The sequence below is a fragment of the Streptomyces paludis genome (genome assembly GCF_003344965.1).
GTDB classification, from domain to species: Bacteria; Actinomycetota; Actinomycetes; order Streptomycetales; family Streptomycetaceae; genus Streptomyces; species Streptomyces paludis.
In genome coordinates, this window is the sequence record NZ_CP031194.1 from 6,604,912 (window position 1) to 6,631,280 (window position 26,369).

General features: G+C 71.8%; 25 protein-coding genes. 22 read left to right on the forward strand and 3 right to left on the reverse strand.

Annotated elements, in window-relative coordinates:
- Positions 1 to 33: 33 nt before the first annotated feature.
- The 8 genes from DVK44_RS29215 (at position 34) to DVK44_RS29250 (ending at position 7,984) form a co-directional block, all read left to right on the forward strand.
- A complete protein-coding gene (locus tag DVK44_RS29215) occupies positions 34 to 1,050 on the forward strand; it encodes a sugar ABC transporter substrate-binding protein (RefSeq protein ID WP_114663630.1) in 1,017 nt (338 codons plus the stop codon).
- Complete coding sequence (locus tag DVK44_RS29220) at positions 1,047 to 2,126, forward strand: ABC transporter permease (RefSeq protein ID WP_114663631.1); 1,080 nt, start codon at positions 1,047 to 1,049, stop codon at positions 2,124 to 2,126. The genes DVK44_RS29215 and DVK44_RS29220 overlap by 4 nt, the downstream gene beginning before the upstream one ends.
- The gene (locus tag DVK44_RS29225; protein WP_114663632.1) at positions 2,123 to 2,968 is read left to right on the forward strand and encodes an ATP-binding cassette domain-containing protein; all 846 of its coding nucleotides are present in this window, start codon (positions 2,123 to 2,125) and stop codon (positions 2,966 to 2,968) included. Before DVK44_RS29220 ends, DVK44_RS29225 begins: the two co-directional genes overlap by 4 nt.
- Before the next feature lie 254 nt (positions 2,969 to 3,222).
- Positions 3,223 to 4,380 carry an ROK family glucokinase gene (locus tag DVK44_RS29230; protein ID WP_114663633.1) on the forward strand — a complete coding sequence of 386 codons (1,158 nt, stop codon included), beginning with the start codon at positions 3,223 to 3,225 and terminating at the stop codon, positions 4,378 to 4,380.
- Positions 4,377 to 5,033, forward strand: a complete 657-nt coding sequence (locus DVK44_RS29235; protein ID WP_408055368.1) for a hypothetical protein — start codon at positions 4,377 to 4,379, stop codon at positions 5,031 to 5,033. The genes DVK44_RS29230 and DVK44_RS29235 overlap by 4 nt, the downstream gene beginning before the upstream one ends.
- A gap of 103 nt (positions 5,034 to 5,136) precedes the next feature.
- On the forward strand, positions 5,137 to 6,432 hold the full coding sequence (pcaDC, locus tag DVK44_RS29240) for a bifunctional 3-oxoadipate enol-lactonase/4-carboxymuconolactone decarboxylase PcaDC (protein WP_114663634.1): 1,296 nt from the start codon (positions 5,137 to 5,139) through the stop codon (positions 6,430 to 6,432).
- 58 nt (positions 6,433 to 6,490) lie between these two features.
- On the forward strand, positions 6,491 to 7,123 hold the full coding sequence (locus tag DVK44_RS29245; RefSeq protein WP_114665516.1) for an MBL fold metallo-hydrolase: 633 nt from the start codon (positions 6,491 to 6,493) through the stop codon (positions 7,121 to 7,123).
- An 81-nt stretch (positions 7,124 to 7,204) separates the two neighbouring features.
- The gene (locus DVK44_RS29250; protein ID WP_114663635.1) at positions 7,205 to 7,984 is read left to right on the forward strand and encodes an exodeoxyribonuclease III; all 780 of its coding nucleotides are present in this window, start codon (positions 7,205 to 7,207) and stop codon (positions 7,982 to 7,984) included.
- 213 nt (positions 7,985 to 8,197) lie between these two features.
- On the opposite strand, the gene DVK44_RS29255 is transcribed toward DVK44_RS29250, so the two are convergent.
- Positions 8,198 to 9,637, reverse strand: a complete 1,440-nt coding sequence (locus DVK44_RS29255; RefSeq protein WP_228447415.1) for a pyridoxal phosphate-dependent decarboxylase family protein — start codon at positions 9,635 to 9,637, stop codon at positions 8,198 to 8,200.
- Positions 9,638 to 9,665: 28 nt separating this feature from the next.
- Here DVK44_RS29255 and DVK44_RS29260 point away from each other — a divergent pair, with 28 nt between their 5' ends.
- The 7 genes from DVK44_RS29260 (at position 9,666) to DVK44_RS29290 (ending at position 14,674) form a co-directional block, all read left to right on the forward strand.
- Positions 9,666 to 10,517 (forward strand): hypothetical protein, encoded by an 852-nt coding sequence (locus DVK44_RS29260; protein WP_114663636.1) that lies wholly within the window; start codon positions 9,666 to 9,668, stop codon positions 10,515 to 10,517.
- Positions 10,518 to 10,641: 124 nt separating this feature from the next.
- Positions 10,642 to 10,851, forward strand: coding sequence for a hypothetical protein (locus DVK44_RS37735; protein WP_269439646.1), 210 nt, complete (start codon positions 10,642 to 10,644; stop codon positions 10,849 to 10,851).
- 15 nt (positions 10,852 to 10,866) lie between these two features.
- Entirely contained in the window at positions 10,867 to 11,301 is a 435-nt protein-coding gene (locus DVK44_RS29270; RefSeq protein ID WP_114663637.1) for a DUF6278 family protein, read from the forward strand.
- A gap of 133 nt (positions 11,302 to 11,434) precedes the next feature.
- Positions 11,435 to 12,178, forward strand: coding sequence for an amino acid ABC transporter ATP-binding protein (locus DVK44_RS29275; RefSeq protein WP_114663638.1), 744 nt, complete (start codon positions 11,435 to 11,437; stop codon positions 12,176 to 12,178).
- Between the two features lie 14 nt (positions 12,179 to 12,192).
- Positions 12,193 to 13,101 (forward strand): glutamate ABC transporter substrate-binding protein, encoded by a 909-nt coding sequence (locus DVK44_RS29280; protein WP_114663639.1) that lies wholly within the window; start codon positions 12,193 to 12,195, stop codon positions 13,099 to 13,101.
- Positions 13,102 to 13,109: 8 nt separating this feature from the next.
- Entirely contained in the window at positions 13,110 to 13,754 is a 645-nt protein-coding gene (locus DVK44_RS29285) for an amino acid ABC transporter permease (RefSeq protein ID WP_114663640.1), read from the forward strand.
- Positions 13,755 to 13,774: 20 nt separating this feature from the next.
- Complete coding sequence (locus DVK44_RS29290) at positions 13,775 to 14,674, forward strand: amino acid ABC transporter permease (protein WP_114665518.1); 900 nt, start codon at positions 13,775 to 13,777, stop codon at positions 14,672 to 14,674.
- A gap of 119 nt (positions 14,675 to 14,793) precedes the next feature.
- On the opposite strand, the gene DVK44_RS29295 is transcribed toward DVK44_RS29290, so the two are convergent.
- Complete coding sequence (locus DVK44_RS29295) at positions 14,794 to 15,540, reverse strand: hypothetical protein (protein WP_114663641.1); 747 nt, start codon at positions 15,538 to 15,540, stop codon at positions 14,794 to 14,796.
- 130 nt (positions 15,541 to 15,670) lie between these two features.
- Here DVK44_RS29295 and ggt point away from each other — a divergent pair, with 130 nt between their 5' ends.
- Both ggt and DVK44_RS29305 read left to right on the forward strand, forming a co-directional pair.
- Positions 15,671 to 17,506 carry a gamma-glutamyltransferase gene (ggt, locus tag DVK44_RS29300; RefSeq protein WP_114663642.1) on the forward strand — a complete coding sequence of 612 codons (1,836 nt, stop codon included), beginning with the start codon at positions 15,671 to 15,673 and terminating at the stop codon, positions 17,504 to 17,506.
- Positions 17,507 to 17,717: 211 nt separating this feature from the next.
- Positions 17,718 to 20,738: a family 16 glycoside hydrolase gene (locus tag DVK44_RS29305; RefSeq protein ID WP_114663643.1), complete on the forward strand. Its 3,021-nt coding sequence runs from the start codon at positions 17,718 to 17,720 to the stop codon at positions 20,736 to 20,738.
- A gap of 39 nt (positions 20,739 to 20,777) precedes the next feature.
- Here the strand turns inward: DVK44_RS29305 and map are convergent, their stop codons facing one another.
- Positions 20,778 to 21,545 carry a type I methionyl aminopeptidase gene (gene map, locus DVK44_RS29310; protein ID WP_114663644.1) on the reverse strand — a complete coding sequence of 256 codons (768 nt, stop codon included), beginning with the start codon at positions 21,543 to 21,545 and terminating at the stop codon, positions 20,778 to 20,780.
- Positions 21,546 to 21,597: 52 nt separating this feature from the next.
- On the opposite strand from map, the gene DVK44_RS29315 reads away from it, so the two are divergent.
- The 5 genes from DVK44_RS29315 (at position 21,598) to DVK44_RS29335 (ending at position 26,362) form a co-directional block, all read left to right on the forward strand.
- The gene (locus DVK44_RS29315; protein WP_114663645.1) at positions 21,598 to 21,849 is read left to right on the forward strand and encodes a helix-turn-helix domain-containing protein; all 252 of its coding nucleotides are present in this window, start codon (positions 21,598 to 21,600) and stop codon (positions 21,847 to 21,849) included.
- A gap of 36 nt (positions 21,850 to 21,885) precedes the next feature.
- A complete protein-coding gene (locus tag DVK44_RS29320) occupies positions 21,886 to 22,290 on the forward strand; it encodes a PPOX class F420-dependent oxidoreductase (RefSeq protein ID WP_114663646.1) in 405 nt (134 codons plus the stop codon).
- Positions 22,291 to 22,425: 135 nt separating this feature from the next.
- Entirely contained in the window at positions 22,426 to 24,009 is a 1,584-nt protein-coding gene (locus DVK44_RS29325; RefSeq protein WP_114663647.1) for a hypothetical protein, read from the forward strand.
- Positions 24,010 to 24,242: 233 nt separating this feature from the next.
- On the forward strand, positions 24,243 to 25,085 hold the full coding sequence (locus DVK44_RS29330) for a nitrilase-related carbon-nitrogen hydrolase (protein WP_114663648.1): 843 nt from the start codon (positions 24,243 to 24,245) through the stop codon (positions 25,083 to 25,085).
- On the forward strand, positions 25,082 to 26,362 hold the full coding sequence (locus tag DVK44_RS29335; protein WP_114663649.1) for an aspartate aminotransferase family protein: 1,281 nt from the start codon (positions 25,082 to 25,084) through the stop codon (positions 26,360 to 26,362). The genes DVK44_RS29330 and DVK44_RS29335 overlap by 4 nt, the downstream gene beginning before the upstream one ends.
- Positions 26,363 to 26,369 lie beyond the last annotated feature (7 nt).

Genomic DNA, 26,369 nt, shown 5'->3' on the forward strand with positions numbered 1-26,369 from the left:
GCACCAGGGAATGACAGCGAGAGGCACGGCGTCGTGGCAACGGTTCGGACAGGGGTACGCGCGACAGGCGCGGTACTCGCGGTGGCGCTCGGGGCGATGGCCCTCGCCGGTTGCAGCAGCACCGGGGGCAAGCGCGCGGAGGATCGGGCCCGGGACGCCGCCGCCCAGGGCCGGGCCGCGGTGAACACCCCCGAGTGGACCGTGGCCATGGTCACCCACTCGGGCGATGGCGACAGCTTCTGGGACATCGTCCAGGAGGGCGCCAAGCAGGCGGCCGTCAAGGACAACATCAAGTTCCTGTACGCGTACAGCGACGAGGGACAGCAGCAGGCGCAGCTCGTCCAGTCCTACATCGACAAGAAGGTCGACGGGCTGATCGTCACGCTCGCCAAGCCCGACGCCATGAAGGCCGTCGTGGAGAAGGCCGTCAAGGCCGGTATCCCGGTGATCACCGTGAACTCCGGTACGGAGGAGTCCAAGGCGTACGGCGCGCTCACCCACATCGGCCAGGACGAGACCATCGCCGGTGAGGCCGTCGGCGACGAGCTGGACCAGCGGGGCAAGAAGAAGGCCCTCTGCGTCATCCACGAACAGGGCAACGTCGGCCACGAGGCGCGCTGCGCCGGTGCGAAGAAGACCTTCGGCGGCAGCCTGGAGAACCTGTACGTCGACGGCACGAGCATGCCCGACGTCCAGGCGTCCATCGAGGCCAAGCTCCAGTCCGACAAGAGCATCGACAGCGTCGTCACCCTGGGCGCGCCCTTCGCGGACGCCGCCGTCAAGGCCAAGGCGTCCGCCGGCAGCAAGGCCGAGATCGACACCTTCGACCTGAACGCCAAGGTCGCCGCCGCCCTCAAGGCCGGCACCCTCGGCTTCGCCGTCGACCAGCAGCCCTACCTCCAGGGGTACGAGGCGGTCGACCTGCTCTGGCTCTACCGCTACAACGCCGATGTGCTCGGCGGCGGGCGCCCCGTACTCACCGGACCGCAGATCATCACCGGGGCCGAGGCCGGCGCGCTGGAGAAGTACACCGAGCGGGGGACCCGGTGACCGCGACCGCACCCTCCGCGCCTCCCGCGGACGGCGGCGGTCCCGGGCCGCTCGGCGGGGGCGACGAGCGGCTCCTGCGTACGTCCCTGCTGCGCAGACTGCTCGGCCGGCCGGAGCTGGGCTCCGTCGCCGGTGCCGCCGCCGTCTTCCTGTTCTTCGCCCTGACGGCCGACTCGTTCCTGCGCGCCGCCAGCTTCGGCACCGTCCTCTACGCGGCCTCCACCATCGGGATCATGGCGGTCCCGGTGGCGCTGCTGATGATCGGCGGCGAGTTCGACCTCTCCGCCGGGGTGCTGGTGACCAGCTCGGCGCTGATCTCCTCGATGTTCAGCTTCCAGCTGACGGCCAACGTCTGGGTGGGCGTCGGGGTGTCGCTGCTGGTCACCCTGGCCATCGGGGCCTTCAACGGGGTGATGCTCACCCGGACGAAGCTGCCGAGCTTCATCATCACGCTCGGTACGTTCCTGATGCTGACCGGCCTCAACCTGGGCCTGACGAAGCAGATCAGCGGCACGGTCTCGACCAAGAGCATCGCCGACATGGAGGGCTTCCCCTCGGCGAGCAAGGTGTTCGCCTCGCAGCTGACCCTCGGCGGGGTCGAGCTGAAGGTGACCATCCTCTGGTGGGCCGTGCTGATCGCGGTGGCCACCTGGATCCTGCTGCGGACCCGCTTCGGCAACTGGATCTTCGCGGTCGGCGGCAACACCGACGCCGCCCGCGCGGTCGGCGTCCCGGTCGTCCGGACCAAGATCCTCCTCTACATGGGAGTGGCCTTCAGCGCCTGGATCGCGGGCCAGCACCTGCTGTTCTCGTTCGACGTGGTGCAGTCCGGCGAGGGCGTCGGCAAGGAGCTGATCTACATCGTCGCCGCCGTCATCGGCGGCTGTCTGATCACCGGCGGCTACGGCTCCGCGATCGGCGCGGCGGTCGGCGCGCTCATCTTCGGTATGACGGACAAGGGCATCGTGTACGCCGAGTGGAACCCGAACTGGTTCAAGTTCTTCCTCGGCGCGATGCTCCTTCTGGCCACCCTGCTCAACGCGTGGGTGCGCAGGCGCGCGGAGGCGACCCGATGACAGAGCTGCCGGAAACGACGGAACCGACCGACCCCGCCCCCACCCCCGTCTCCCTGATCCATCTCGACGGCATCAGCAAGCGCTACGGCAATGTGCGCGCCCTCGAAGACGTCTCGCTGGAGGTCAACGCGGGGGAGATCAGCTGTGTCCTCGGCGACAACGGCGCCGGCAAGTCCACCCTCATCAAGATCATCGCCGGGCTGCACCAGCACGACACGGGCGAGTTCCTGATCGAGGGCGAGCCGGTCACCCTCTCCTCCCCGCGCGAGGCCCTCGACCTCGGCATCGCCACCGTCTACCAGGACCTCGCGGTCGTCCCGCTGATGCCCGTCTGGCGGAACTTCTTCCTCGGCTCGGAGCCGACCACCGGCCGGGGCCCGTTCAAACGGCTCGACACCGCCCGGATGCGCGCGACCACCCGCGCGGAGCTGCTGCGCATGGGCATCGACCTGCGCGATGTCGACCAGCCGATCGGCACGCTCTCCGGCGGCGAGCGCCAGTGCGTGGCCATCGCCCGCGCCGTGCACTTCGGCGCCAAGGTCCTCGTCCTGGACGAGCCGACCGCCGCCCTCGGGGTGAAGCAGTCGGGCGTGGTGCTCAAGTACGTGGCCGCCGCCCGGGACGCGGGACTCGGAGTGGTCCTCATCACGCACAACCCGCACCACGCGTATCTGGTCGGCGACCGGTTCGTCCTGCTCAAGCGCGGCACGATGGCCGGCAGCCACACCAAGGACTCCGTCACGCTCGACGAGCTGACCCGCCAGATGGCGGGCGGCTCCGAGCTGGAGGAGCTGAGCCACGAGCTGGCCCGGACCCCGGCCCCACCGGCCCCGGGAGCCTGATCGTTCACGCGTGACTCTCCGCTGTGGCTTTCCACCCCGAACGACGCGCTGTGCGGTCCGGTTACCGGGCCGCACAGGCGCCCCGCCCTCCTCGGATGGCACAATCGCCGGGGCGGACACCGTCCGCCGCCAGCCGCCCGTCCGGGTCGGCCGGCCCCCGACCCCGCAGGGACGACACGACTCGTGCGAGCACCCAGCCGCCGCCCCACCCGGTACGGCCAGACCGAGCCGAAGGACCCGAGGGGGGCCGGCCGATGAGCACCTACCGCGACTTCGCGCACCGCGGCACCGCCCGCGCCACCGTTCTGCGGACCGTCGGCACCCGTGAGCGCCGCTCCCTGCTCACCGCCCCCCGCGTGCCGACCGTCGGCATCGACATCGGCGGTACGAAGGTGATGGCCGGCGTCGTCGACCCCGACGGCAACATCCTGGAGAAGCTCAGGACCGAGACACCGGACAAGTCCAAGAGCCCCCGGGTGGTCGAGGACACCATCGTCGAACTCGTCCTGGACCTCTCCGACCGGCACGATGTGCACGCCGTCGGGATCGGCGCGGCCGGCTGGGTCGACGCCGACCGCTCCAAGGTGCTCTTCGCCCCGCACCTCGCCTGGCGCGACGAGCCCCTGAGGGACGCGCTCTCCTCCCGGCTCGCCGTGCCCGTGATGGTCGACAACGACGCGAACACCGCCGCCTGGGCGGAGTGGCGCTTCGGCGCCGGCCGCGGCGAGGACCATCTCGTGATGATCACCCTGGGCACCGGGATCGGCGGCGCCATACTGGAGGACGGCCAGGTCAAGCGCGGCAAGTTCGGAGTGGCCGGCGAGTTCGGCCATATGCAGGTCGTCCCGGGCGGCCACCGCTGCCCGTGCGGCAACCGCGGCTGCTGGGAGCAGTACAGCTCCGGCAACGCCCTCGTCCGGGAGGCCCGCGAGCTGGCCGCCGCCGACTCCCCGGTCGCGTACAACATCATCGACCGGGTCAAGGGCAACGTCCACGAGATCACCGGCCCGCTGATCACCGAACTCGCCCGCGAGGGCGACGCCATGTGCATCGAGCTGTTCCAGGACATCGGCCAGTGGCTCGGCGTCGGCATCGCCAATCTGGCCGCCGCGCTCGACCCGTCCTGCTTTGTCATCGGCGGCGGGGTCAGCGCCGCCGACGATCTGCTCATCGGCCCGGCCCGCGACGCCTTCCGCCGTAACCTCACCGGCCGCGGCTACCGTCCCGAGGCCCGGATCGCCAAGGCACAGCTCGGCCCCGAGGCCGGCATGGTCGGCGCCGCCGACCTCTCCCGGCTGGTCGCCCGCCGCTTCCGCCGCGCCAAGCGCCGCCGAGTGGAGCGGTTCGAACGGTACGAGCGCTACGCGCAGGCCATCCGCAGCCCCCGGGCGCCCCAGGACCCGCCGTCATGACCGGGCACGCGACCACGCGCCTCACCGCGGGCGGCGGCGCCGGCTCCGGTACGGGGGACGGCGGCGCGGGCGAGCCGACCGTACCGGGCCAGGGCTCCGCGCCCGGTCCCGCCGGAGGACCGCCGGAGGACCGGCGCCACCGCAACCGCCGCCGCTGGCTGACGGCCATCGTCATCGTGCTGCTCATCGGCATCCCGGCCGGCTATCTGGTGATCTCCGCCGCGCAGAGCCGCGACAGCGGCCGGGACAAGGAGGTGGAGTCCTCCGCCACCGGCCTCCAGAACCTGCGCCCGTCCAAGATGAAGCGCCGCGTCTTCGAGGTCCCCATCCCGGACGGCGCCACGGACGTGCGCTACTTCGAGACGAGCAACTGGCGCACCAGCCGGCTCTACGTCCAGTTCGACGTCACCTCCGGCCGGCTCGACACGTTCCTCAGCGAGCTGGGCACGAGCCGCTCCGACCTCCGGGCGGGCGATCTCACCATCTCGCCCCGCGACCGGGAAGCCGTCGGCTGGAACTTCGACATCCCCGGCCACGACTGGGCGGGCACCAGCAACCGCCAGCCCTCCCCGCGCCCCAGCCAGGACATCATCGTGGATCTGACCGACCCCGGATTCCCCCGGGTGTTCGTCGTCTCGACCACCACGGCCTGACCACCGCGCGGACCACTCCAGGACCGCTCCCGGACCCCGGCCGGTCCCGGCCGGCGCCGGGGTGGGGCGCCGGGGCCGCGGCCCGATATGGGAGCGTGAGCGGGTGAGCGACACGACGACTAAGACCCTGCAATACCGCTTGGACGGGCCGGAAGACGCACCGATCCTGATTCTGGGCCCCTCCCTCGGCACCACCTGGCACATGTGGGACCGCCAAGTGCCCGAGCTGGCCCGGCAGTGGCGTGTGCTCCGCTTCGATCTGCCCGGTCACGGCGGCGCGCCCGCCCACCCCGCGACCAGCGTGCCCGAGCTGGCGGAGCGGCTGCTCGCCACCCTCGACATGCTCGGCGTACAGCGCTTCGGATACGTGGGCTGCTCCATCTCGGGGGCCATCGGCGCCGAACTGGCGCTGCGCCGCCCGGACCGGATCGCCTCGCTCGCGCTTGTCGCGGCCTCGCCCCGGTTCGGCACGGCCGACGAGTTCCGGCAGCGGGGCGTGATCGTCCGCGCCAACGGCCTCGACCCGATGGCCCGTACGGCGCCCGAGCGCTGGTTCACCCCGGGCTTCGCGGGCGCCCAGCCCGCCATCGTCGAATGGGCCGTGCAGATGGTCCGGACGACCGACCCCGGCTGCTACATCGCCGCCTGCGAGGCGCTCGCTGCCTTCGACATCCGGGCGGAGCTGGGCCGTATCGCCGTCCCGACGCTCGTCCTGGTCGGCGCCGAGGACCAGGTCACCGGGCCCGCCGAGGCGCGGACGCTGGTCGCCGGGATCCCCGACGCGCGGCTCGCGCTGGTCCCCGGCGCCTCCCATCTGGCGCCGGTCGAGCAGCCCGCCGCCGTCACGGACCTGCTGGTGCACCACTTCTCCACCGCCTGGTTCAACCCCTCCGACACCTCCACCAGCCTGATGGTGATGCCCGACCGGACGGACCGGCCCCTGGCCTCCGCGCCGGCCGGCCCCGTCGCCGAGATCGCCCCCGCCGCCGAACAGCCGCAGGCGGTCACCACCGGCCGCGCCGACCCGTACGACGCGGGCATGCGGGTGCGCCGGGAGGTCCTGGGCGATGCCCATGTGGACCGGGCCACGGCCGCCGCCGACGGCTTCTCCGGCGACTTCCAGGAGCTGATCACCCGCTACGCCTGGGGCGAGGTGTGGACCAGGGACGGTCTGGACCGCCGTACCCGCAGCGCGGTGACTCTGACCGCGCTGATCGCGGGCGGACATCTGGAGGAGCTGGCCTTCCACACCCGGGCCGCCCTGCGCAACGGCCTCACCCCGACCGAGATCCGCGAAGTGCTGATCCAGACGGCCGTCTACTGCGGGGTGCCCGCCGCGAACACGGCGTTCCGGGTGGCGGGGGCGGTGATCCGGGAGGAGACGACCCCGGAGACGTAGCAGGATGGACGCGGGGCGGCAGCGGTACGGACACGAACGAGAGAAGGGCGCGGCGGCGATGAGGCTCACGAAGAAGACACACGCCTGTGTACGGCTGGAGAAGGACGGGCGCACCCTCGTCATCGACCCGGGCGCCTTCACCGAGGCGGACGCCGTGACCGGCGCGGACGTCATCCTCGTCACCCACGAGCACGCCGACCACTTCGACGGGGACCGGCTGCGGGCCGCCCTCGAAGCCAGCCCCGCCGCCGAACTCTGGACACTGCGCAGCGTCGCCGGACAGCTCTCCGCCGCGTTCCCCGGCCGGGTCCACACGGTCGGCCACGGCGACGCCTTCTCGGCGGCCGGTTTCGACGTACGCGTCTACGGCGAACTGCACGCCGTGATCCACCCGGACATCCCCCGGATCACCAACGTCGGCTATCTCGTCGACGGTACGGTCTTCCACCCGGGCGACGCGCTGACTGTGCCCGATCACCCGGTGGACACGCTGCTGCTGCCCGTACAGGCGCCCTGGAGCAAGATCTCCGAGGTGATCGAGTACGTCAGGGAGGTACGGCCCCGGCGCTCCCTCGACGTCCACGACGCCCTGCTCACCGAGCTGGCGCGGCCCATCTACGACCACCAGATCGGCGGCCTGGGCGGGGCGGAGCACGGGCGGCTCGCACCGGGCGAATCCACCGACCTGTGACCGCCGCGATTACCGCCGCGAGAACCGGCGCGAAGATCGGCGCGGGGGGCGTTGTCGTACCCCGCCGCTAGGCTGTTCCTCATGCGCATCGCCACCTGGAACGTCAATTCGATCACCGCCCGGCTGCCCCGGCTGCTCGCCTGGCTGGAGAGCAGCGGTACGGACGTGCTGTGCGTCCAGGAGACCAAGTGCGCCGAGGAGCAGTTCCCGGACGGGGCGCTGCGGGAGCTGGGGTACGAGTCCGCCGTGCACGCCACCGGCCGGTGGAACGGGGTCGCGCTGGTGTCCCGGGTCGGGCTGACCGACGTCGTCAAGGGGCTCCCCGGCGGCCCGGAGTACGAGGGCGTGGCCGAGCCGCGCGCGGTCTCCGCGACCTGCGGCCCGGTCCGGCTCTGGTCGGTCTACGTGCCCAACGGCCGCGAGGTGGCCCACGACCACTACGCGTACAAGCTCGCCTGGTTCGAGGCGCTGCGCACGGCCGTGGCCGAGGACGCGGCGGGGCCCCGGCCCTTCGCCGTCCTCGGCGACTTCAACGTCGCCCCGGCCGACGAGGACGTGTGGGACCTCTCCCGCTTCGAGGGCGCCACCCATGTCACCCCCGCCGAGCGCGCCGCGCTCGCCGCGCTGCGCGAGCAGGGGCTCAGCGATGTGGTGCCCCGCCCGCTCAAGTACGACCGCCCGTACACCTACTGGGACTACCGCGAGCTGGGCTTCCCCAAGAACCGCGGTATGCGTATCGACCTCGTCTACGGCAACGCCCCGTTCGCCGGGGCCGTCAAGGACAGCTATGTGGACCGCGAGGAGCGCAAGGGCAAGGGCGCGTCCGACCATGCCCCGGTGGTCGTCGACCTCGACGTCTGAGGCCGTGGGGAACTAGGGCCTCTCGTTTGGATCATGCCGGGCTCGCGGGCCCCGGCACCGCGCCTCGCCGCGTTGTCGTCAGTCATCCCCAAGGTCTCGGCTTCGCTCGACCAGGGGAGACCCCATCCGCTCCTGCGTCGCCTCCCTCCTCCGCCTTGCGATCCACGGCACCGGACCCCGCTCCCTGATCCGGCCTGATCCAAACGAAAGACCCTAGGCGCAGGCCCGCGCGTGGTCGCGGATCGTCCGCCACACGCGGTGCACACCCGCCTCGGTGAGCAGCGGTGACCCCACGGCCGCGCGCAGGGCCGGGCGGCCGTCGACCGTGGCCGGCGTGAGCTGGATGCCCGGGTCCCCGGCCAGCCGGCCGGCGGCCTCCCGGGTCCGGCGGTCGGTGTCGAGACGGAAGACCACGAGACCGAGCCGGTGGGTGACCAGCTCGAAGCCGTTCTCCCGGGCGACGAGCCCGGCCAGCAGCTCCGCCATGCGCACATCGTGGCGGATGGCGGAGCGCAGCCCTTCGAGACCGTGGGCACGCATCACGTACCAGAGCTTGAGCGCGCGCATCGGCCGGCCCAGCGGGATCTGCCAGTCGCGGTAGTCGACCACCTCCCCGGTCTCGGTCGCGTCGTTGCGCAGATACGACGGCGTGATGCTCATGGCGTCGGTCAGCGCCCGCCGGTCGGCGGTCCACATCACGTCGCACGGGGTGCCGGTCCGCATCCACTTGTGGGCGTTGACGGCGTACGAGTCGGCCGCCTCGACCCCGTCGTTGAGCCACCGGTGCTCCGGGCAGAGGGCGGCCGGGCCCGCGTAGGCGGCGTCCACGTGCAGCCACACGCCCTCCTCGCGGCAGATCCGGCCCAGGTCCGCCAGCGGGTCGACCGCGCAGGTGCCGGTGGTGCCCGCGGTCGCGACCACGATCGCCGGTACGGCGCCGGCCCGCCGGTCGGCGGCGATCCGGGCCCGCAGCGCGTCGGGGTCCATCCGGGCGGTGCCGGGCAGGGTCGGTACGGCGGCGCTCGCGCCGAGACCGGCGACGCGGGCCGCCTTGGGCACGCACGAGTTGGCCTCCTCCGTGCGGTACAGCCGGTAGCGGCCCTCGGTGCCGTGGTCGCGCCACCGTCCTCGTGAGGCCCGGTGCAGGGCCGCGACGGTGGCGACCAGGACGGCGGAGGAGGCCGAGTCCTGGATCACGCCCCCGCCGTTCGCGGAGGTGTGGAGGAAGCGCTCGGGCAGACCGAGCGCCTTGGCGAGCCAGTCGGTGACCACCTGCTCCAGCTCGGTGGCCGCAGGCCCGGTCGTCCACATCATGCCCTGGACCCCCAGCCCGGCGGTGACCAGTTCGGCGAGCACGGAGGCGGGCGAGTTGCCGGTCGGGTAGTAGGCGAGGAACGCCGGGTGCTGCCAGTGGACCAGGCCGGGCACGACCGTGTCCCAGGTGTCCCGAAGGATCCGGTCGAGCGGCTCGCCCCGCTCCGGCGGCCCGGCCGGCAGGGCCGCGGCGACGGCGCCCGGGGCCAGGTCCGGTGTCACCGGCAGCCGCTCGTCCGCCAGTGCCCGCCAGTGGCCGAGGAGGAGGTCGACGGCCTCGTGGACGGCGGCCCGGAACGGATCGGCTTCGTTGACGAGAGACGTGATGGCGAACTCCAAGGAATCGTGGGCTACCTTTTCTCCCGCTATGGAATGTCATATCCCGTTACTTGTCCTCGCCCCGCCCGACCGGCTGCCCGCCGGCTTCGACGCGCTGCGCGCCGCCACCGGTACGGCACCCGTCCCGCCGGACGCCCCCGCCCATGTGCTGCCGGACCCCCGAGAGGCCGCCTACGACGCCTACTTTCGGGTCCGCCGCTCCTCCCACCGGCCCGCGGAACTCCTCGCCGCCGCCCTCCGGGAGACGCTCCGGGCCGTTCGCGCCCGGCTCCCCGAGGCCGCGGACGAACCCGTATTCGACGAGGTGCTCGCCGCCCTCGGCTTGACCGGACCCCCGGAAGCGGCGCCATTGACCGCCGCCCCCGCCGACGGACCCGCCCGCTGGCTCCACGGGCACCGTCTCTTCTTCGCGCTCATCCAGGCCACCACCGTCGGCGTCGCGGAGGCCCTCCACGCCACCGGCCCCGGCACCGCCGGCCGGGAGGCCGCCGACCGGGGCGCGGCGAGCGCCGCCGTCTGTCTGCGGGCCGGCACGGCGGCGCTCCGTATCGCCTCCGACTTCCCCGCGACCGACTACGAGGAGCTGATCCGGCCCTCCATGGAGCCCCCGCACCAGCCCGTGCCGGGTTTCTCCGGGCTCTGGTCCGCCGACCACCGGGTCCTGATCGACCAGCTGCGCACCTGGGGACGGAGCCCCCGGGCACGGGAGGGCTCCGCCGCCGGCCGGGCGCTGCGCGCGGCCCTGGAGGAGGCGTACGCGGCCCATGTCGGCGTCTGCCGGCGCTTCGTCGGTACGGGTCCCTCCCTGCTGGGCGGCTCCCCGGACGCGCCCGCCACGCTCGCCGAACTGGGCGCGGCCCGCCGCCGGCTCCTGAACTGACCGGCAACCGACCGGCGCCCCGTCGCGCAGGCGCTCAACTCCCGCCGGGTGGAGGGCATGCGCGCCCGGATCACCGAGCCGACCGGCGAACTCCTCGACGCGCTGCCGGACGACGGGCCCGATCGTGAACGCCGTCGTCAACCTCTCCGCCCACCCGGACCAGTTGGCCCATGTCCGCTCCGGAGCCGTCGGCCGGGACGAGCGCCACCCCGGCCTGACCCTCGCCGTACCCCCCGAGCGGCTGCGCCACCGCCCCACGGTGACCCAGAACGCGCTGAGCGAACTGCCGGTCCTGCTCGGGCCGCGAGCCCCTATGGTGTCCGGGCTGCGGTGATGGCAGGCTGGCCGGATGAACATCCCCTTCTTGGACAACTGGCGCAAGCGACAGGGCGGTGACGCCGGCGCGCCGTTCGCCGCGGGCGGCGACCAGGAGGGCGTGGCCGAGCTGCTCTCCGAGTGCGAGCTGCTGCGTGTCCGGGCAGGGCGGCACGGGCTGGTACTCGACGACTCCCCGGCCTCGCTGGAGGCGCTCGACCAGCTGCCGCCGCGCTGGCGCGACGACCCGGAGGAGCTGCCCTGGCTGGGCAACGACGCGGGTCTCTACCTCGGCACGGTGATCGTCCGTACGGTCCCGGGCGCCGTCTGGCGGATCTGGCCCGGCGGTCACCCGGTGGTGTGCCTGCCCTCCGGGCGGGAGATCCAGGTCGTCGAGGCCGGTCTCGAATGGGCGGCCACCGGCGCGCCCGAACTGTCCCAGGTGTACGGCGAGGCCGCGGAGGGCTGACGCCCCCCTGAGCAGTCCCTGAGCAGTAAATACGGCTTATGCCCTCGATGTGCGTGTCGCGTGTGAAGTCCCTTTCCCGGCTGGATAGTTTGCGCGGACCTCGACACAGCCGAGATTGGGTGGGGCAGGGTTTATGGCCGTCGATCCGTTGATCGAACTCCGTGATGTCAACAAGTACTACGGGCAGCTGCATGTCCTGAGGAACATCGATCTCACGGTCGCGCGCGGTGAGGTGGTCGTGGTCATCGGCCCCTCCGGCTCCGGGAAGTCCACGCTCTGCCGGACCATCAACCGGCTGGAGACCATCGAGTCCGGCCGGATCACCATCGACGGGCGCCCGCTCCCCGAGGAGGGCCGCGGACTCGCCCGGCTGCGCGCCGAAGTCGGCATGGTCTTCCAGTCGTTCAACCTCTTCGCGCACAAGACCGTCCTGGCCAATGTCTCGCTCGCGCCGGTCAAGGTACGGGGACTCAAGAAGGAGGACGCCGACCGGCGCTCCCGCGAACTCCTCGACCGCGTCGGCCTCGCGGACCAGGCGGACAAGCTGCCCGCGCAGCTCTCCGGCGGTCAGCAGCAGCGCGTGGCGATCGCCCGCGCGCTCGCCATGGATCCCAAGGCGCTGCTCTTCGACGAGCCGACCTCCGCGCTCGACCCGGAGATGATCAACGAAGTCCTCGAAGTCATGCGCCGGCTCGCCGAGGAGGGCATGACCATGGTCGTGGTCACCCACGAGATGGGCTTCGCCCGTTCCGCCGCCCACCGCGTGGTCTTCATGGCCGACGGCCGTATCGTCGAGGACCGCTCCCCGGAGGACTTCTTCACCGCCCCGGCCAGTGAGCGGGCCCGGGACTTCCTCTCCAAGATCCTCAAGCACTGAGCGGGGACGGGACCGTGAGAAGAACACTGACCGCGCTGCTGCTCGCCCTCCTCGCGCCGCTGCCGCTCGCCGCCTGCGGCCGGCCCGGCAGCCCGCCCGTCAAGGGCCCCCGCGCCGAAGCCCTGCCCCACTACCGGGTCGACCGGGGCTTCCGGCTCCCCGACTCGCCCACCTGGCGGGCCGCCCAGCGGCGCGGGCACCTCGTCGTCGGCGCCAAGGAGGACCAGCCGTACATGGGCGAGAAGGACCCGGCCACCGGCGTCTACTCGGGCTTCGACATCGAGATCGCCAAGATGATGTCGGCCTCCCTGGGCTTCGACCCGAAGACGATCAGCTTCCGTACGATCGCCTCCGCCAACCGCGAGACGGCCCTCCAGAACGGGCAGATCGACTACTACGTCGGCACGTACACCATCAACGACAACCGCAAGAAGCTCGTCGGCTTCGCCGGGCCCTACTACCTGGCCGGCCAGTCCCTACTGGTACGCACCGACGAACACGGCATCAACGGCCCCGACGACCTCGCCGGCAAACGCGTCTGCTCGGCCACCGGCTCCACCCCGTACCAGCGCATGCGGCACGACTACCCGCGCGTCGAACTCGTCGGCTACGACACCTACTCCGTCTGCGTCGACAATCTCCTCACCTACCAGGTCGCCGCCGTCACCACCGACGACACCATCCTCCAGGGGTACGCCGCCAAGGTGCCCAAGGAGCTGAAGGTCGTCGGCAGGCCGTTCTCGAAGGAGCCGTACGGCATCGGCGTGCCGCGCGCGGACAACGCCCTGCGTTTTGCCCTCGACGACGCCCTCGCCGTCCACGAACGCGACGGCGACTGGCAGAAGGCGTACGACGCGACGCTCGGCCTCTCCGGCCGCCGGGCGACCCCGCCGCCGCCCATCGACCGCTACCCGGCGAGCTGAGGCAGCCCATGGACGTGCTCACCAAGAACTTCTCCCTCTTCGCCAAGGGCTTCCTCGGCACCGTCGAACTCACCGTCTACGCCTCCCTGCTGGCGCTCGCGCTCGGCTTCCTGATGGCGTCCTTCCGCGTCGCGCCGATCCGCTCGCTGCGCGCGCTCGGCACCGTCTGGGTCACCGTGCTGCGCAACACCCCGCTGACGCTGCTGTTCTTCGCGGTGGTGCTCGGGCTGCCGCGCTTCGGTCTCGTACTGCCCTTCCAGCTCTTCGCGGTTCTCGCGCTCGGCTGCTACACCTCCGCGTTCATCTGCGAGGTGCTGCGCTCGGGCATCAACACCGTGCCCCGGGGGCAGGGCGAGGCGGCGCGCAGCCTCGGGATGCGCTTCGGGCAGACGCTGGGCGGGGTGGTGCTGCCGCAGGCGTTCCGTACGGTCATCCCGCCCATCGGCTCCACCCTGATCGCCCTCGCCAAGAACTCGGCGATCGCGGGCGCGTTCAGCGTGACCGAGCTGCTCGGCACGTACAAGACCCTCAACGAGCTGGGCTACAGCATCATCTGGACGTTCGTCTGGATCGCCGTCGGCTACCTGATCATCACGCTGGCCATCAGCGCGCTGTTCAACATCATGGAGAAGCGCTGGGGGACCGCCCGATGACCGGCCCGATGAACCGCCTCATGAACCGCCCGGCGAAGCACCCGTCGAAGCGCGCGACCGCCGTCACCGGGCCGACCGCCCTCTACGACGTCCCGGGCCCCAGGACCCGGCGCCGGCACCGCGTCTACGGGGTGGTGACGACGGCGGCGATCGCCGCGCTCCTCGGCTGGGTGCTCTATCTCCTCTTCGACACCGGCCAGTTCACCGCCGTCAAGTGGTCGCCCTTCGAGTACCGGGGCATCCAGGACCTGCTGCTGACCGGGCTCGGCAACACCCTCAAGGCGTTCGCGTACGCCGCGGTGCTCTCGCTCGCCCTGGGCGCGGTCCTCGCCTCGGGGCGGCTCTCCGAGCACCGGCCGGTGCGCTGGGTGGCCACCGCCCTGGTCGAGTTCTTCCGGGCGATGCCCGTACTGGTGATGATCTTCTTCATCTTCGTGGCGCTCAAGGTGCAGGCCCTGCCCGCGCTCGTGGCGGGACTCACGCTCTACAACGGCTCCGTGCTCGCCGAGGTGTTCCGCACCGGAGTCAACTCGGTCGAGCGCGGTCAGCGGGAGGCGGCGTACGCGCTGGGCATGCGCAAGACGCAGGTCATGTCGTACGTGCTGGTGCCGCAGGCGGTCCGCGCCATGCTGCCCACGATCATCAGCCAGCTGGTGGTCGCTCTCAAGGACACATCGCTGGGATATTTGATCACCTATGAGGAGTTCCTCCATGCCGGAAAGCTCATCGCCTCGAATCTCGACTACGATTTGCCGTTCATCCCCGTGGTGATGGTGATTTCACCGATCTACATCGGGATGTGCATGCTGCTCTCCTGGTTCGCCCACTGGCTGGCCGGGCGGCAGCGGCGCAACCCGAGAACCGATGCCGCGGGTCCCGCCCCGGCATCCCCAGGGACGCTGCTGCCGGGCGCGCAGTAGCAGCGGTAGAGGTACCGGGCAGTGGCCCGCCCGGCGGCAGCCGGAGATCACTTCTCGTACCACGGGGAGAAGGTCAGCTGCGCGCCGGTCGGGCTGTGCCGGGGCCCGGGGAACCCCCGTCAGCCGGTGGACGCCGGGGGCTCCGGCCGCGGCTCGGGGAACGGGGCGAGCGCCTCCCGGGTCACATCCGCCACCAGCTCCACCACATCGGGCCCGTACGCCTGTGAGTTGACCACCTTCAGCAGCAGACAGAACGACTTGTCGCCGTGCTGCCGCGCCAGCTTCTCGTGGCGGCGGGCGAGATAGCGGGTGGCCGCCTGGTTGGTGATGGCCCGCTGGCCGCAGAAGAGGAAGACGGGCCGCGCGTCCTCGCCCACGGTCAGCCGCGCCAGCAGGACGTACTCGACGCTGCCGGACTCCACCCGGTAGTGGTCCGTGCCGATCCGCAGGGCGCCGCGCTCTGCTCTCGGCTCGGGGTCCGTGTTCATTCTGACCCCCGGCAGCAGGGTCGCCAGATGGGCCCCCATCCGGCGATTCGACCCGGGACCGCCGAGGCAGAACTCGCTCTGCTCCCCGAAACCGCGGCGCGCCGTGTCGTGCTGGACGATCTCCGCGTGTGCCCCGCACTCCTTGATCAGCGCGGCCAGCTCCAGCAGCGCGAAGACGTCGTTGCGGTGCACCGCGCCGTCGCCGCCCGCCTCGCGGTTGACGACCAGCAGACATGTGGAGTTGCCCGGCAGCCCGAAGAACGCCTGCTTCCGGCGGAGCCGGCGCTGCCAGAGGGAGGTGCGGACGAGCCAGCCGAGCGAGCCGCTGACCCCGGCGGCGGCGACACCGAGCACGATGTTGCGTATGTCGTCATTCATGAGCGCGCATGGTAGTCGCGCACGGTCCCGCCGGGGCGAACGCGCGTGCGGGCGCGGGTGCGGGTGCGCTCCTGACGGGGAGGGGCCGGTGAAGTTACCCTGCGCTGAAGGTTCCTGACTGGAGGTACGGATGCGTCGTTCCGTTGCGCGGAATGTCTCTGTGGTGGCCGTCGCCGCGGCCATGCTGTCGGTCGGCGCGGCGGCGCCGCCCCCGGGGACCCCCTCGGCGGGGAGCCCCTCCGCCGGGATCCCGGCGGCCGGGAAGACACCGGTCGCCACCGGGTACGGGGGAGTGGTCTCCAGCGTCGACGCCGATGCCTCGGCCGCCGGGATCGAGGTGCTCCGGCAGGGCGGCAACGCGGTGGACGCGGCCGTCGCCACCGCCGCCGCGCTCGGGGTGACCGAGCCGTACTCCGCGGGCATCGGCGGGGGCGGCTACTTCGTCCACTACGACGCCAGGTCCCGTACGGTACGGACCATCGACGGCCGGGAGACCGCCCCGAAGTCGGCGGACCGCTCGCTCTTCCTGGAGAACGGCGTCCCGATCCCGTTCGCGGAGGCGGTCACCAGCGGGCTCGGTGTCGGCACCCCCGGCACCCCCGCCACCTGGGAGACCGCGCTGCGCGCCTGGGGCAGCCGCTCGCTGGCGCAGGTGCTGAAGCCCGCCGAGCGGATCGCGCGCGACGGCTTCACCGTCGACAGCACGTTCCGCGCCCAGACCCAGTCCAACCAGGCGCGGTTCGCTGACTTCCCGGACACCGCGAAGCTGTTCCTGCCGGGCGGGCAGCTGCCGGCCGTCGGCTCGGTCTTCAAGAACCCGGACCTGGCCCGCACCTACGCCGAGCTGGGCCGCAAGGGCACCGACGTGCTCTACCGGGGCGACCTGGGCCGCGACATCGTCCGTACGGTACGGAACCCGCCCGTCGACCCGGCCGCCGCCCGGACCGTACGCCCCGGGGATCTGACGGTCAAGGACCTCGCCGCGTACCGCACGAAGCGGCAGGCGCCGACGGAGATCGCGTACCGCGGCCTCGGTGTGTACGGCATGGCGCCCTCCTCCTCGGGCGGTACGACGGTCGGTGAGGCCCTCAACATCCTGGAGCGCACGGACCTTTCGAAGGCCACCGAGGAGCGGTATCTGCACCGGTTCATCGAGGCGAGCCGGATCTCGTTCGCGGACCGGGGCCGCTGGGTCGGTGACCCGGCCTTCGAGGACGTACCGGTCAAGGGGCTGCTCTCGCAGCGGTTCGCGGACTCCCGCGCCTGCCTGATCAAGGACGACGCGGTGCTCAAGAGCCCGCTGGCGCCCGGCGATCCGAGCGATCCCACCCCGTGCGCGACGAGCGGTGCGGCCGTACCGGACACCTACGAGGGGGAGAGCACCACCCATCTGACGGTCGCCGACAAGTGGGGCAATGTCGTCGCGTACACCCTGACGATCGAGTCGACGGGCGGCAGCGCCATCACCGTGCCGGGCCGCGGCTTCCTCCTCAACAACGAGCTGACCGACTTCTCCTTCGCCCCGGCCAACCCGGCCGTCCACGACCCGAATCTGCCGGGTCCCGGAAAGCGCCCGCGCTCCTCCATGTCCCCGACGATCGTGCTCGACCGGCACGACCGGCCGGTGGTGGCGCTCGGTTCGCCGGGCGGCGCGACGATCATCACCACCGTCCTCCAGACCCTGACCGGCCATCTCGACCGCGGTATCCCGCTGGTCGACGCGATCGCGGCGCCCCGTGCCAGCCAGCGCAACGGCGCGGCGACCGAGCTGGAACCGGGGCTGTGGAACAGTCCGGTCCGCGGCCGGCTGGAGGCGCTGGGGCATGTCTTCACCCAGAACGCGGAGATCGGCGCGGTGACCGGGGTGCAGCGGCTGCCCGACGGCCGCTGGCTGGCGGCGGCGGAGACGGTACGCAGGGGAGGCGGCTCCGCGATGGTCGTCCACCCGTCGGGCCGTACGCACTGACAACTGCCCGCAGAACCAACCCTGTTGGGCCCGGACACCGGGTCCGGCAGGGGCCGGGGACGCCGTCCGCCACCGCCCTGTCGACGAGTTTGAACTCACCGTGGACAAAGTATGGACGGTTCCAACGGTACTTCGTACGCTGGGCGTCGCTCTCGCACGGAACGTACCGCTCCCCGGCCGCGCTGCCTCGCAGCGCACAGCAGGAGGCAGAGTGACGCCCCGCACGCACGTGAGCACCACACAGCGCCGTGGTCCCCGGAGACTCGCCGGAGCCTTCCTCGCGGCCCTCCTCCTCGGCGGCCTCGCGGCGCCCGGCGCGGAGGCCGACGAGAAACCCTTCGCGGACCTGCCGCCCCAGGAACCCGGTGTCACACTCCGGGTCTTCGACATCCAGAAGCCGCTGACCAAGCTCTGCGACCTCAAACCGGCCCAGACCCCCAACGTCGACAAGCTGCTCCCGAACATCGACTGGTCCTCCACCGAGGGCTTCGGCTTCAACGACATGTTCGTGTCGCAGATCACCGCCAACCTCAGCGTCCCCACCGACGGCACCTACACCTTCCGTCTGATCAGCGACGACGGCTCCCGGCTCTTCATCGGCAACCGCAAGGTCATCGACCACGACGGACTGCACGCCGCCACGCCCAAGGACGGCGAGATCGCCCTCGCGCCCGGCTACCACGCCCTGCGCATCGACCACTTCGACCGCTACAACGACCAGCAGGTCACCCTCCAGTGGAAGCCACCGGGCGCGACCGCCTTCACCCTCGTCCCGAACTCCGTGCTCAGCACCGAATCCGGTGTCGTCCGGGTCACCGCCCCCGGCCGCAAGGAGTGCGAGGGCGTCACCGACACCCCCGGCGACGGCCTTCCGCTGACCGCGGTCAACCCCGGCTACACCCTCACCGATCTGCGCCCCGAGGGCTTCCGGCCGCAGGTCTCCGCGATGGACTGGCTGCCGGACCGCAAGCTCGCCGTGACCACCTGGGGCGGCAGCGAGAACACCACGGGCGAGGTCTACCTCCTCGACCAGGTGACCGGGAACACCGGGCCGGACAAGGTCACGTACACGAAGATCGCCGAAGGTCTCAAAGAGCCGATGGGGATCAAGTACGTCGACGGCAAACTGTATGTCTCGGAGAAGCACCAGCTCACCGAGTTGTCCAACCTGAAGGGCCTCAACTCCCCGGACACGATCCGCAAGGTGGCCGAGTGGCCCTACGGCGGCAACTACCACGAGTTCGCCTTCGGACTGCTGTACGAGCACGGGCACTTCTATCTGAACCTCTCCGTCTCCATCAACCACGGCGGTGCGACGACCCGTCCGCAGCCCGCCGTGAACCGCGGCACCGCCATCAAGGTCAACAAGCGCACCGGCAAGGTCACTTACCTGGCCGGTGGTCTGCGTACCCCGAACGGGATCGGCAAGGGCCCGAACGGCGCGCTCTTCGTCACCGACAACCAGGGCGGCTGGCTGCCCGCCTCCAAGCTGCTCCACATCAAGAAGGAGAGGTTCTTCAACCACTTCACCGAACCGGCCGGGCCGTACGACGACCGGACGGCCACCAAGCCGGTCCTCTGGCTGCCGCAGAACGAGATAGCCAACTCGCCCAGCACACCGATGCTGCTGGAGAAGGGCCCCTTCGCCGGACAGATGCTCATCGGCGATGTCACCTACGGCGGACTCCAGCGCGCCGATCTGGAGAAGGTGAAGGGCGAGTACCAGGGCGCGCTGTTCCGGCACACCCAGGGCCTGGAGGCCGGTGTCAGCCGGATCAGCACCGGCCCGGACGGCGCGATCTACGTCGGCGGCCTCGGCGCCGAGGGCAACTGGGGCCAGACGGGCAAGCTCCGTTACGGTCTCCAGAAGCTCACCCCGAACGGCGAGAACCCGTTCGACATCAAGACCATGCGCGCCACCCGCGACGGCTTCGAACTCACCTACACCCAGCCCCTGTCGGAGGAGACGGCCGCCAAACTCGCCAATGGCGCCTACTCCGTCGAGCAGTGGCGCTACGTCCCCACCCCGTCCTACGGCGGCCCCAAGATCGACGAGGAAGTCCTGCCCGTCACGGCGGCCCGGCTCTCCGGCGACGGGCGCAAGGTCCGGCTCACCATCCCGGGGCTGAAGACCGACCGGGTGGTGCACCTGCGCTCGCCGCGCCCGTTCGCCTCGGCCACCGGTGAGGCGCTCTGGTCCACCGAGGCGTGGTACACACTGAACGCGCGCCCCGGCCCCGAGGAGCCCGTCACCTCGTACGACGCCGAGTCGGGGCGGCTGACCGGCGGCGCTGACCGGGACACCGAGCACGCCGGCTACACCGGCGGCGGCTTCGTCGACGGCTTCGGTGTCAAGGGCGCCACCGTCACCCTCGACATCAACGTGCCCGCCGAGGGCGCGTACGACGTGGCACTGCGCTACGCCAACGGCCCGAACCCCTTCACCGGCACGAAGACCCTGGGGGTGAGTGTCAACGGCGGGGAGGTCCGGCAGACCAGCCTCCCCCATACCGGCGCCTGGAACCGCTGGGCCACCAAGACCGAGCGGTTCACCCTGCGCAAGGGGCACAACACCCTGACGTACGCCAACCGGCCCGAGGACACCGGCCATATCAACCTCGACATGGTCGAGGTACGCCCGCCGGGCAGCCGGATCGACCTGTTCTCCGGCGGCAGTCTCGCCACCGACTGGCAGCACACCGACGGCCGCTCCACCACCTGGCCGCACACCGCCGAGAACTCCGTCGAGGTGGCCAGCGGTGACATCCGCACCAAACGGGCCTTCGGGGACTTCAAGCTGCACGCCGAGTTCCGGGTGCCGCTGATGCCGGACGATGTCACGGGCCAGGCCCGGGGGAACAGCGGGATCTTCCTCCAGGAGCGGTACGAGATCCAGATCCTGGACTCGTTCGGAACAGCGGGACCCGGCCTGGACACCGCCGGGTCCATCTACAACAAGAAGGCCGCCGACCGGAACATGGCCACCGCGCCGGAGACCTGGCAGACGTACGACATCGAGTTCCGCGCGGCCCGCTACGACACCGACGGGCGCAAGACCGAGAACGCCCGGATCAGTGTGGTGTGGAACGGTGTGCTGGTCCACGACAAGGTGGCGGTGGACGGACCGACCGGCAGCGGCAACGCCGAACTGGCCGCCACGGGCGCGATCCGGCTCCAGGACCACGGCGACAAGGTCCGCTTCCGGAACGTGTGGATCGAACCGCTGGAGTGAGTGGCCCTAGGGCCCGCGGCTTCCCGGCGCACCCGGGCTTCACGGTGCTGTCAGGATCCGCGGGCCCTCGTCGGTGATCGCGACCGTGTGTTCCGTGTGGGCCGCGCGGCTGGCGTCCAGGGTCCGTACCGACCAGCCGTCGCGGGCCGTGAAGTGACGGTCCGTACCGCTGCTCGTCAGCATCGGCTCGATCGCCAGCACCATCCCGTGGCGCAGCGGCAGACCCCGGCCCGGGCGTCCCTCGTTGGGGACGCCCGGGTCCTCGTGCATCGACCGGCCCACCCCGTGGCCGCCGAAGCCGGCCGGGATGCCGTAACCCGCCGCGCGGCACACCCGGCCGACCGCGTGCGCGATGTCGCCGATGCGGTTGCCGACCACGGCCGCCGCTATGCCGGCCTCCAGCGCGCTGTTCGCCGTGTCGATCAGCCGCAGGTCGTCGGGGCGGGCGCGGCCGACCGTGAAGCTGATCGCCGCGTCACCGACCCAGCCGCCGAGCACCGCGCCGCAGTCGATGCTCACCAGATCGCCGTCGTGCAGCCGGTAGGGGCCCGGGATGCCGTGCACGATCACATCGTTGACGGAGGCACAGATCACGGCGGGGAAGGGGGTGGGCGCCCAGGAGGGGTGGTAGTCGAGGAAGGGCGAACCGGCGCCCGCGCCGCGCAGCACGGCCCGGGCGGTCTCGTCCAGGGAGCGCAGGGTGACGCCCACGGCCGCCGCTTCCCGGACCGCCGCCAGCGCCTGTGCGACGATCCGGCCGGCGGCTCGCATGGACTCCAGAGACGCGTCGGTTTTGATCTGCACCATTCCCCTCACTGTAGCGGCGCCGCTACCGGGGTGGCGGTATTACAATGACGGAATGGTACGGAATCCCCTCACCCCGGAAGAGCGCGAGCGAGGCGAGCGGCTCGGCCGGCTCCTCCGCGAGGCGCGCGGCCCGCGCAGCATGGTGGAGATCGCCGCCGTCGCCGGTCTCTCCGCCGAGACGCTCCGCAAGATCGAGACCGGCCGTGCCCCGACGCCCGCCTTCTTCACGGTGGCGGCGCTCGCGGCGGCGCTGGGCCTGTCGATGGACGAGATCGCGGTGAACTGCGCGCCGGTGCCGGTCTGATGGCCGTGGCCCGGAGCGACGAGTAGGGTCACGGCCGTGACCACCCTCGAAGAACTCGGCCGCAGCCGCTACGTGAGTCTCACCACGTACCGCAAGGACGGCACCGGCGTCGCCACACCCGTCTGGCATGTGGTGGACGGCGGCGAGCTGTTCCTCTGGACCCGCTCGGACTCCTGGAAGGTCAAGCGGATCCGCAACAACGGAAAGGCGCTGGTGACCCCCTGCGACGTACGCGGGCGGACCGCGCCGGGAGCGGTGGGTGCCGAAGGCGTGGCACGGCTGCTCGACGCGGCCGGGCTGGACCGGGTGCGCAAGCTGCTCGCCGCCAAGTACGGCTGGCAGTTCTGGCTGGTCGACCGGCCGGCCATGATCGTGCGCGGCGGCAAGCGCCCGCACACCGGCATCGCCGTCACACTGGATGCCCCGGCCGGAACGGGCTGACGGGCGAGAGCCGGCGGGTGAGACCGTCGCACCGTGGCGGAAAACTGACTGTAGCCGCGTCGTAACACGGCTAAGGTCAAATGCCTGCGGACCGAAGTGTCCCCTCCGTGGGGGACTGACACGGACGGGGCAGCCATGGCTGTGCATCAACTCCCGGCGGAGACCGGTGAATTCGCGCGGTATTTAAGAGACCTCGCGGCGCGGCTCGACCCGGCCGGCGGCTGGTACGGGGTCTTCCGGCACCGGGACCCCGACGGGCTGCGCGCCTGTTTCGACGGCGCCCAGATCCCGCCCTGGGACGTGGTCGAGTCGCTCCTCCAGGACTTCGCGGCCGGGCGCGACGAGCGCCTGGTGGCCCGCGAGACCGTACGGGCCGGCCGGCTCCACACCGCGTCGGCCGCCGCGTACGACCGCCTGCCCGGCGGCGCCGAGGCGCTCGCGGAGCGGCTGCGGCTGATGCTCCGTGAGCAGACGTACGCGGCGGGCCGGGCCGACGAACTCGTCCGGCTGCTCCGTACGGCCCCCGAGGGCGCGCCCGAGACGGAGCGGCTCACCCACGAACTGGCCTGGATCCGCGACGACCACACGCGCGCCACCGCGCGCTGCGCCGAACTCCGCGCCCGGCTGGCCTCCTTGACGCCGCCCGGCCGCCCCGGTGCGCCCGGCCGCCCGCCCGCGCCGGGAAGCTGGTTCCGCGGCGAGGGGCCGTCCGACTTCGGCGGGACGGATCCGGATCCGGGCCCGGCCACCCGTGCCGGTACGGGAGCGGGTACGGATACGGGCGCGGGCGCCGTGCCGCACGCCGAGCCCGACGAGCCCCGCGAGCTGACCGCCAAGGAGAGACGCGCCAGGGAGAAGAAGGAGAAGCGGGAGAAGAAGGAGAAGCGGCCCGCGGCCCCGCGCAAACCGCGCGGCGCCCGCTTCGCCGGGATCGAGGCCGAAGACCCGGGCTCCGGCCCGGGCCCCGACCCCGGCATCGGCTTTGAGCCCGCCACCGGACCCGGGCCCGGACCCGTGACCGCTCCCGCCGGAGGGGCCCGTTCCGGCACCGGCCCCCGGACCGCACCGGCCGCACCGGCGCCGATGGCGCCCGTACCGCCTCCCCGTACCTCCGGCGCCCCGCGCGGCGCCCGCTTCGGCGGCGCGCCCGCCGCGCCCGCGCGCCCCGCGGAGCCCGACCTGACCGTCGCGGACCGCCGGGCCGTCGCCGACACCGTCGCCCTGCTGATCCGGCTGCGCGCCGAGGGACGCAGCGGCGAGGCCCATGTCGTCCTCTGCGAGGCCGCGGGCCGCCCGCCCGGTCAACTCCCGCCGCTCGGCGCCGAACTGCGCCGCGCCGGACTCGGCGCCGACTGGTCCGAACTGCTCTGGGAGGCCGCCTCCCTGCCGCCCGAGCGTCTCGCCGCGGCGGCCGGCGCGCTCGCCGCCGCCGGCCGGGACGACGACTGCGCCCAACTGCTGCGCCAGGCGGTCTCCCGGCCCCCCGGGGAGATCACCGAGGCCGTCCGCGCGCTCGGCGACGCGGGCCGCGCCCGGGAGGCGAAAGGGCTGCTCAGCGCGTTCGTACAGGCCCGTACACCGGAGGACGCGGCGCTGCTCGCCGCCCCCGATCCGCGGCGGCTCGTACCGCGCCTCCTCGACGCGGCCCGCGCGGTCTCGACCGCCCGCGAACGCGATCTCGTCCACGCGCTGCGCACCGCCGGGATCGTGGCCGGCTGACGGGGTGCGAGGGCGGTCGGCGGTGCGGTCGGCGGTGCTGCGGTCCGGGGTGCGCGCCCGGGCATTCCGGCCGGAACCGCTCGATGTCGACCGCTCGGGTATGAAACTTGATCGACTCTGCGGGTTAACGACGATGGTCTTGCCGTCGTGTGAACCGGGGCTTAGGTTCTCCCTCTACGCATCGAATCTACGTGCGTAGAGCGCACGGAACGCACCCGCCGAAGGAGCAGCTCGTGGCCTCAGTCGTACGCGCCGCACTCGTCCAGGCGACCTGGACGGGTGACACCGAATCCATGATCGCGAAACACGAGGAACACGCCCGCGAGGCGGCCCGGCAGGGCGCGAAGATCATCGGCTTCCAGGAAGTCTTCAACGCGCCCTACTTCTGCCAGGTGCAGGAGCCCGAGCACTACCGGTGGGCCGAACCGGTTCCCGACGGCCCGACCGTCAGCCGGATGCGCGAGCTGGCCCGCGAGACCGGCATGGTCATCGTCGTGCCCGTCTTCGAGATCGAGCAGTCCGGCTTCTACTACAACACCGCGGCGGTCATCGACGCCGACGGCTCGTACCTCGGCAAGTACCGCAAGCACCACATCCCGCAGGTCAAGGGCTTCTGGGAGAAGTACTACTTCAAGCCCGGCAACGCCGGCTGGCCCGTCTTCGACACCGCCGTCGGCCGGGTCGGTGTCTACATCTGCTACGACCGCCACTTCCCCGAGGGCTGGCGCCAGCTCGGGCTGAACGGCGCGCAGATCGTCTACAACCCCTCCGCCACCTCGCGCGGCCTCTCCAGCTACCTCTGGCAGCTCGAACAGCCCGCCGCCGCCGTCGCCAACGAGTACTTCGTCGCCGCGATCAACCGCGTCGGCCAGGAGGAGTACGGCGACAACGACTTCTACGGCACGAGCTACTTCGTCGACCCGCGCGGCCAGTTCGTCGGCGACACCGCGAGCGACAAGGCCGAGGAACTCGTCGTCCGCGACCTCGACTTCGGCCTGATCGACGAGGTGCGCCAGCAGTGGGCGTTCTACCGGGACCGCCGCCCCGACGCGTACGAGGGACTGGTGCGGCCATGAGCGAGCTGCACGCCAGGCACCGCGCCGTCCTCCCCGAGTGGCTCGCGCTCTACTACCAGGACCCCATCGAGATCACCCACGGCGAGGGCCGCCATGTGTGGGACGCCGACGGCAACCGCTATCTCGACTTCTTCGGCGGCATCCTCACCACCATGACCGCCCACGCGCTCCCCGAGGTCACCAAGGCGGTGAGCGAGCAGGCCGGCCGGATCATCCACTCCTCCACGCTCTACCTCAACCGCCCCATGGTCGAACTCGCCGAGCGCATCGCCGGGTTGTCCGGCATCCCCGACGCCCGGGTCTTCTTCACCACCTCGGGCACCGAGGCCAATGACACCGCGCTGCTGCTGGCCACCGCGTACCGCGGCTCGCAGCAGATCCTGGCCATGCGCAACAGCTACCACGGCCGCTCCTTCTCCACCGTCTCGATCACCGGCAACCGCGGCTGGTCGCCCACCGGGCTCTCCCCGCTCCAGACGCTGTACGTCCACGGCGCCGTCCGCAACCGGGGCCCGTACGCCGGGCTCACCGACGAGCGGTACATCGAGGCATGCGTCGAGGACCTCGAAGACCTGCTCGGCCATGTCCGTACCCCCGCCGCGCTGATCGCCGAACCCATCCAGGGCGTCGGCGGCTTCACCGCCCCGCCCGACGGGCTGTACGCCGCGTTCCGCGAAGTCCTCGACCGGCACGGCATCCTGTGGATCAGCGACGAGGTGCAGACCGGCTGGGGCCGCACCGGCGAACACTTCTGGGGCTGGCAGGCACACGCGCAGAACGGCCCGCCGGACATCCTCACCTTCGCCAAGGGCATCGGCAACGGCATGTCCATCGGCGGGGTCGTCGCCCGCGCCGACATCATGAACTGCCTCGACGCCAACTCCCTCTCGACCTTCGGCGGCAGCCCCGTCACCATGGCCGCCGGCCTCGCCAACCTCTCGTATCTGCTGGAGCACGACCTCCAGGGCAACGCCCGCCGCGTCGGCGGACTGCTCATCGAGCGGCTGCGCGCCATCGGCGCCCGCGTCGACTCCGTACGGGAGGTACGCGGCCGGGGCCTGATGATCGGGATCGAGCTGACCGAGCCGGGGACGGCCGACGCCGCGCCCGGCAAGGTCGCGGCGGTGCTCGAAGCGGCCCGCGAGGGCGGGCTGCTGATCGGCAAGGGCGGCGGACACAACACCAGCGTGCTGCGGATCGCGCCACCGCTCTCGCTGACCGTCGCCGAGGCGGAGGAAGGCGCCGCGATCCTCGAACAGGCGTTGCGCGCACTGTAGTTCGGCC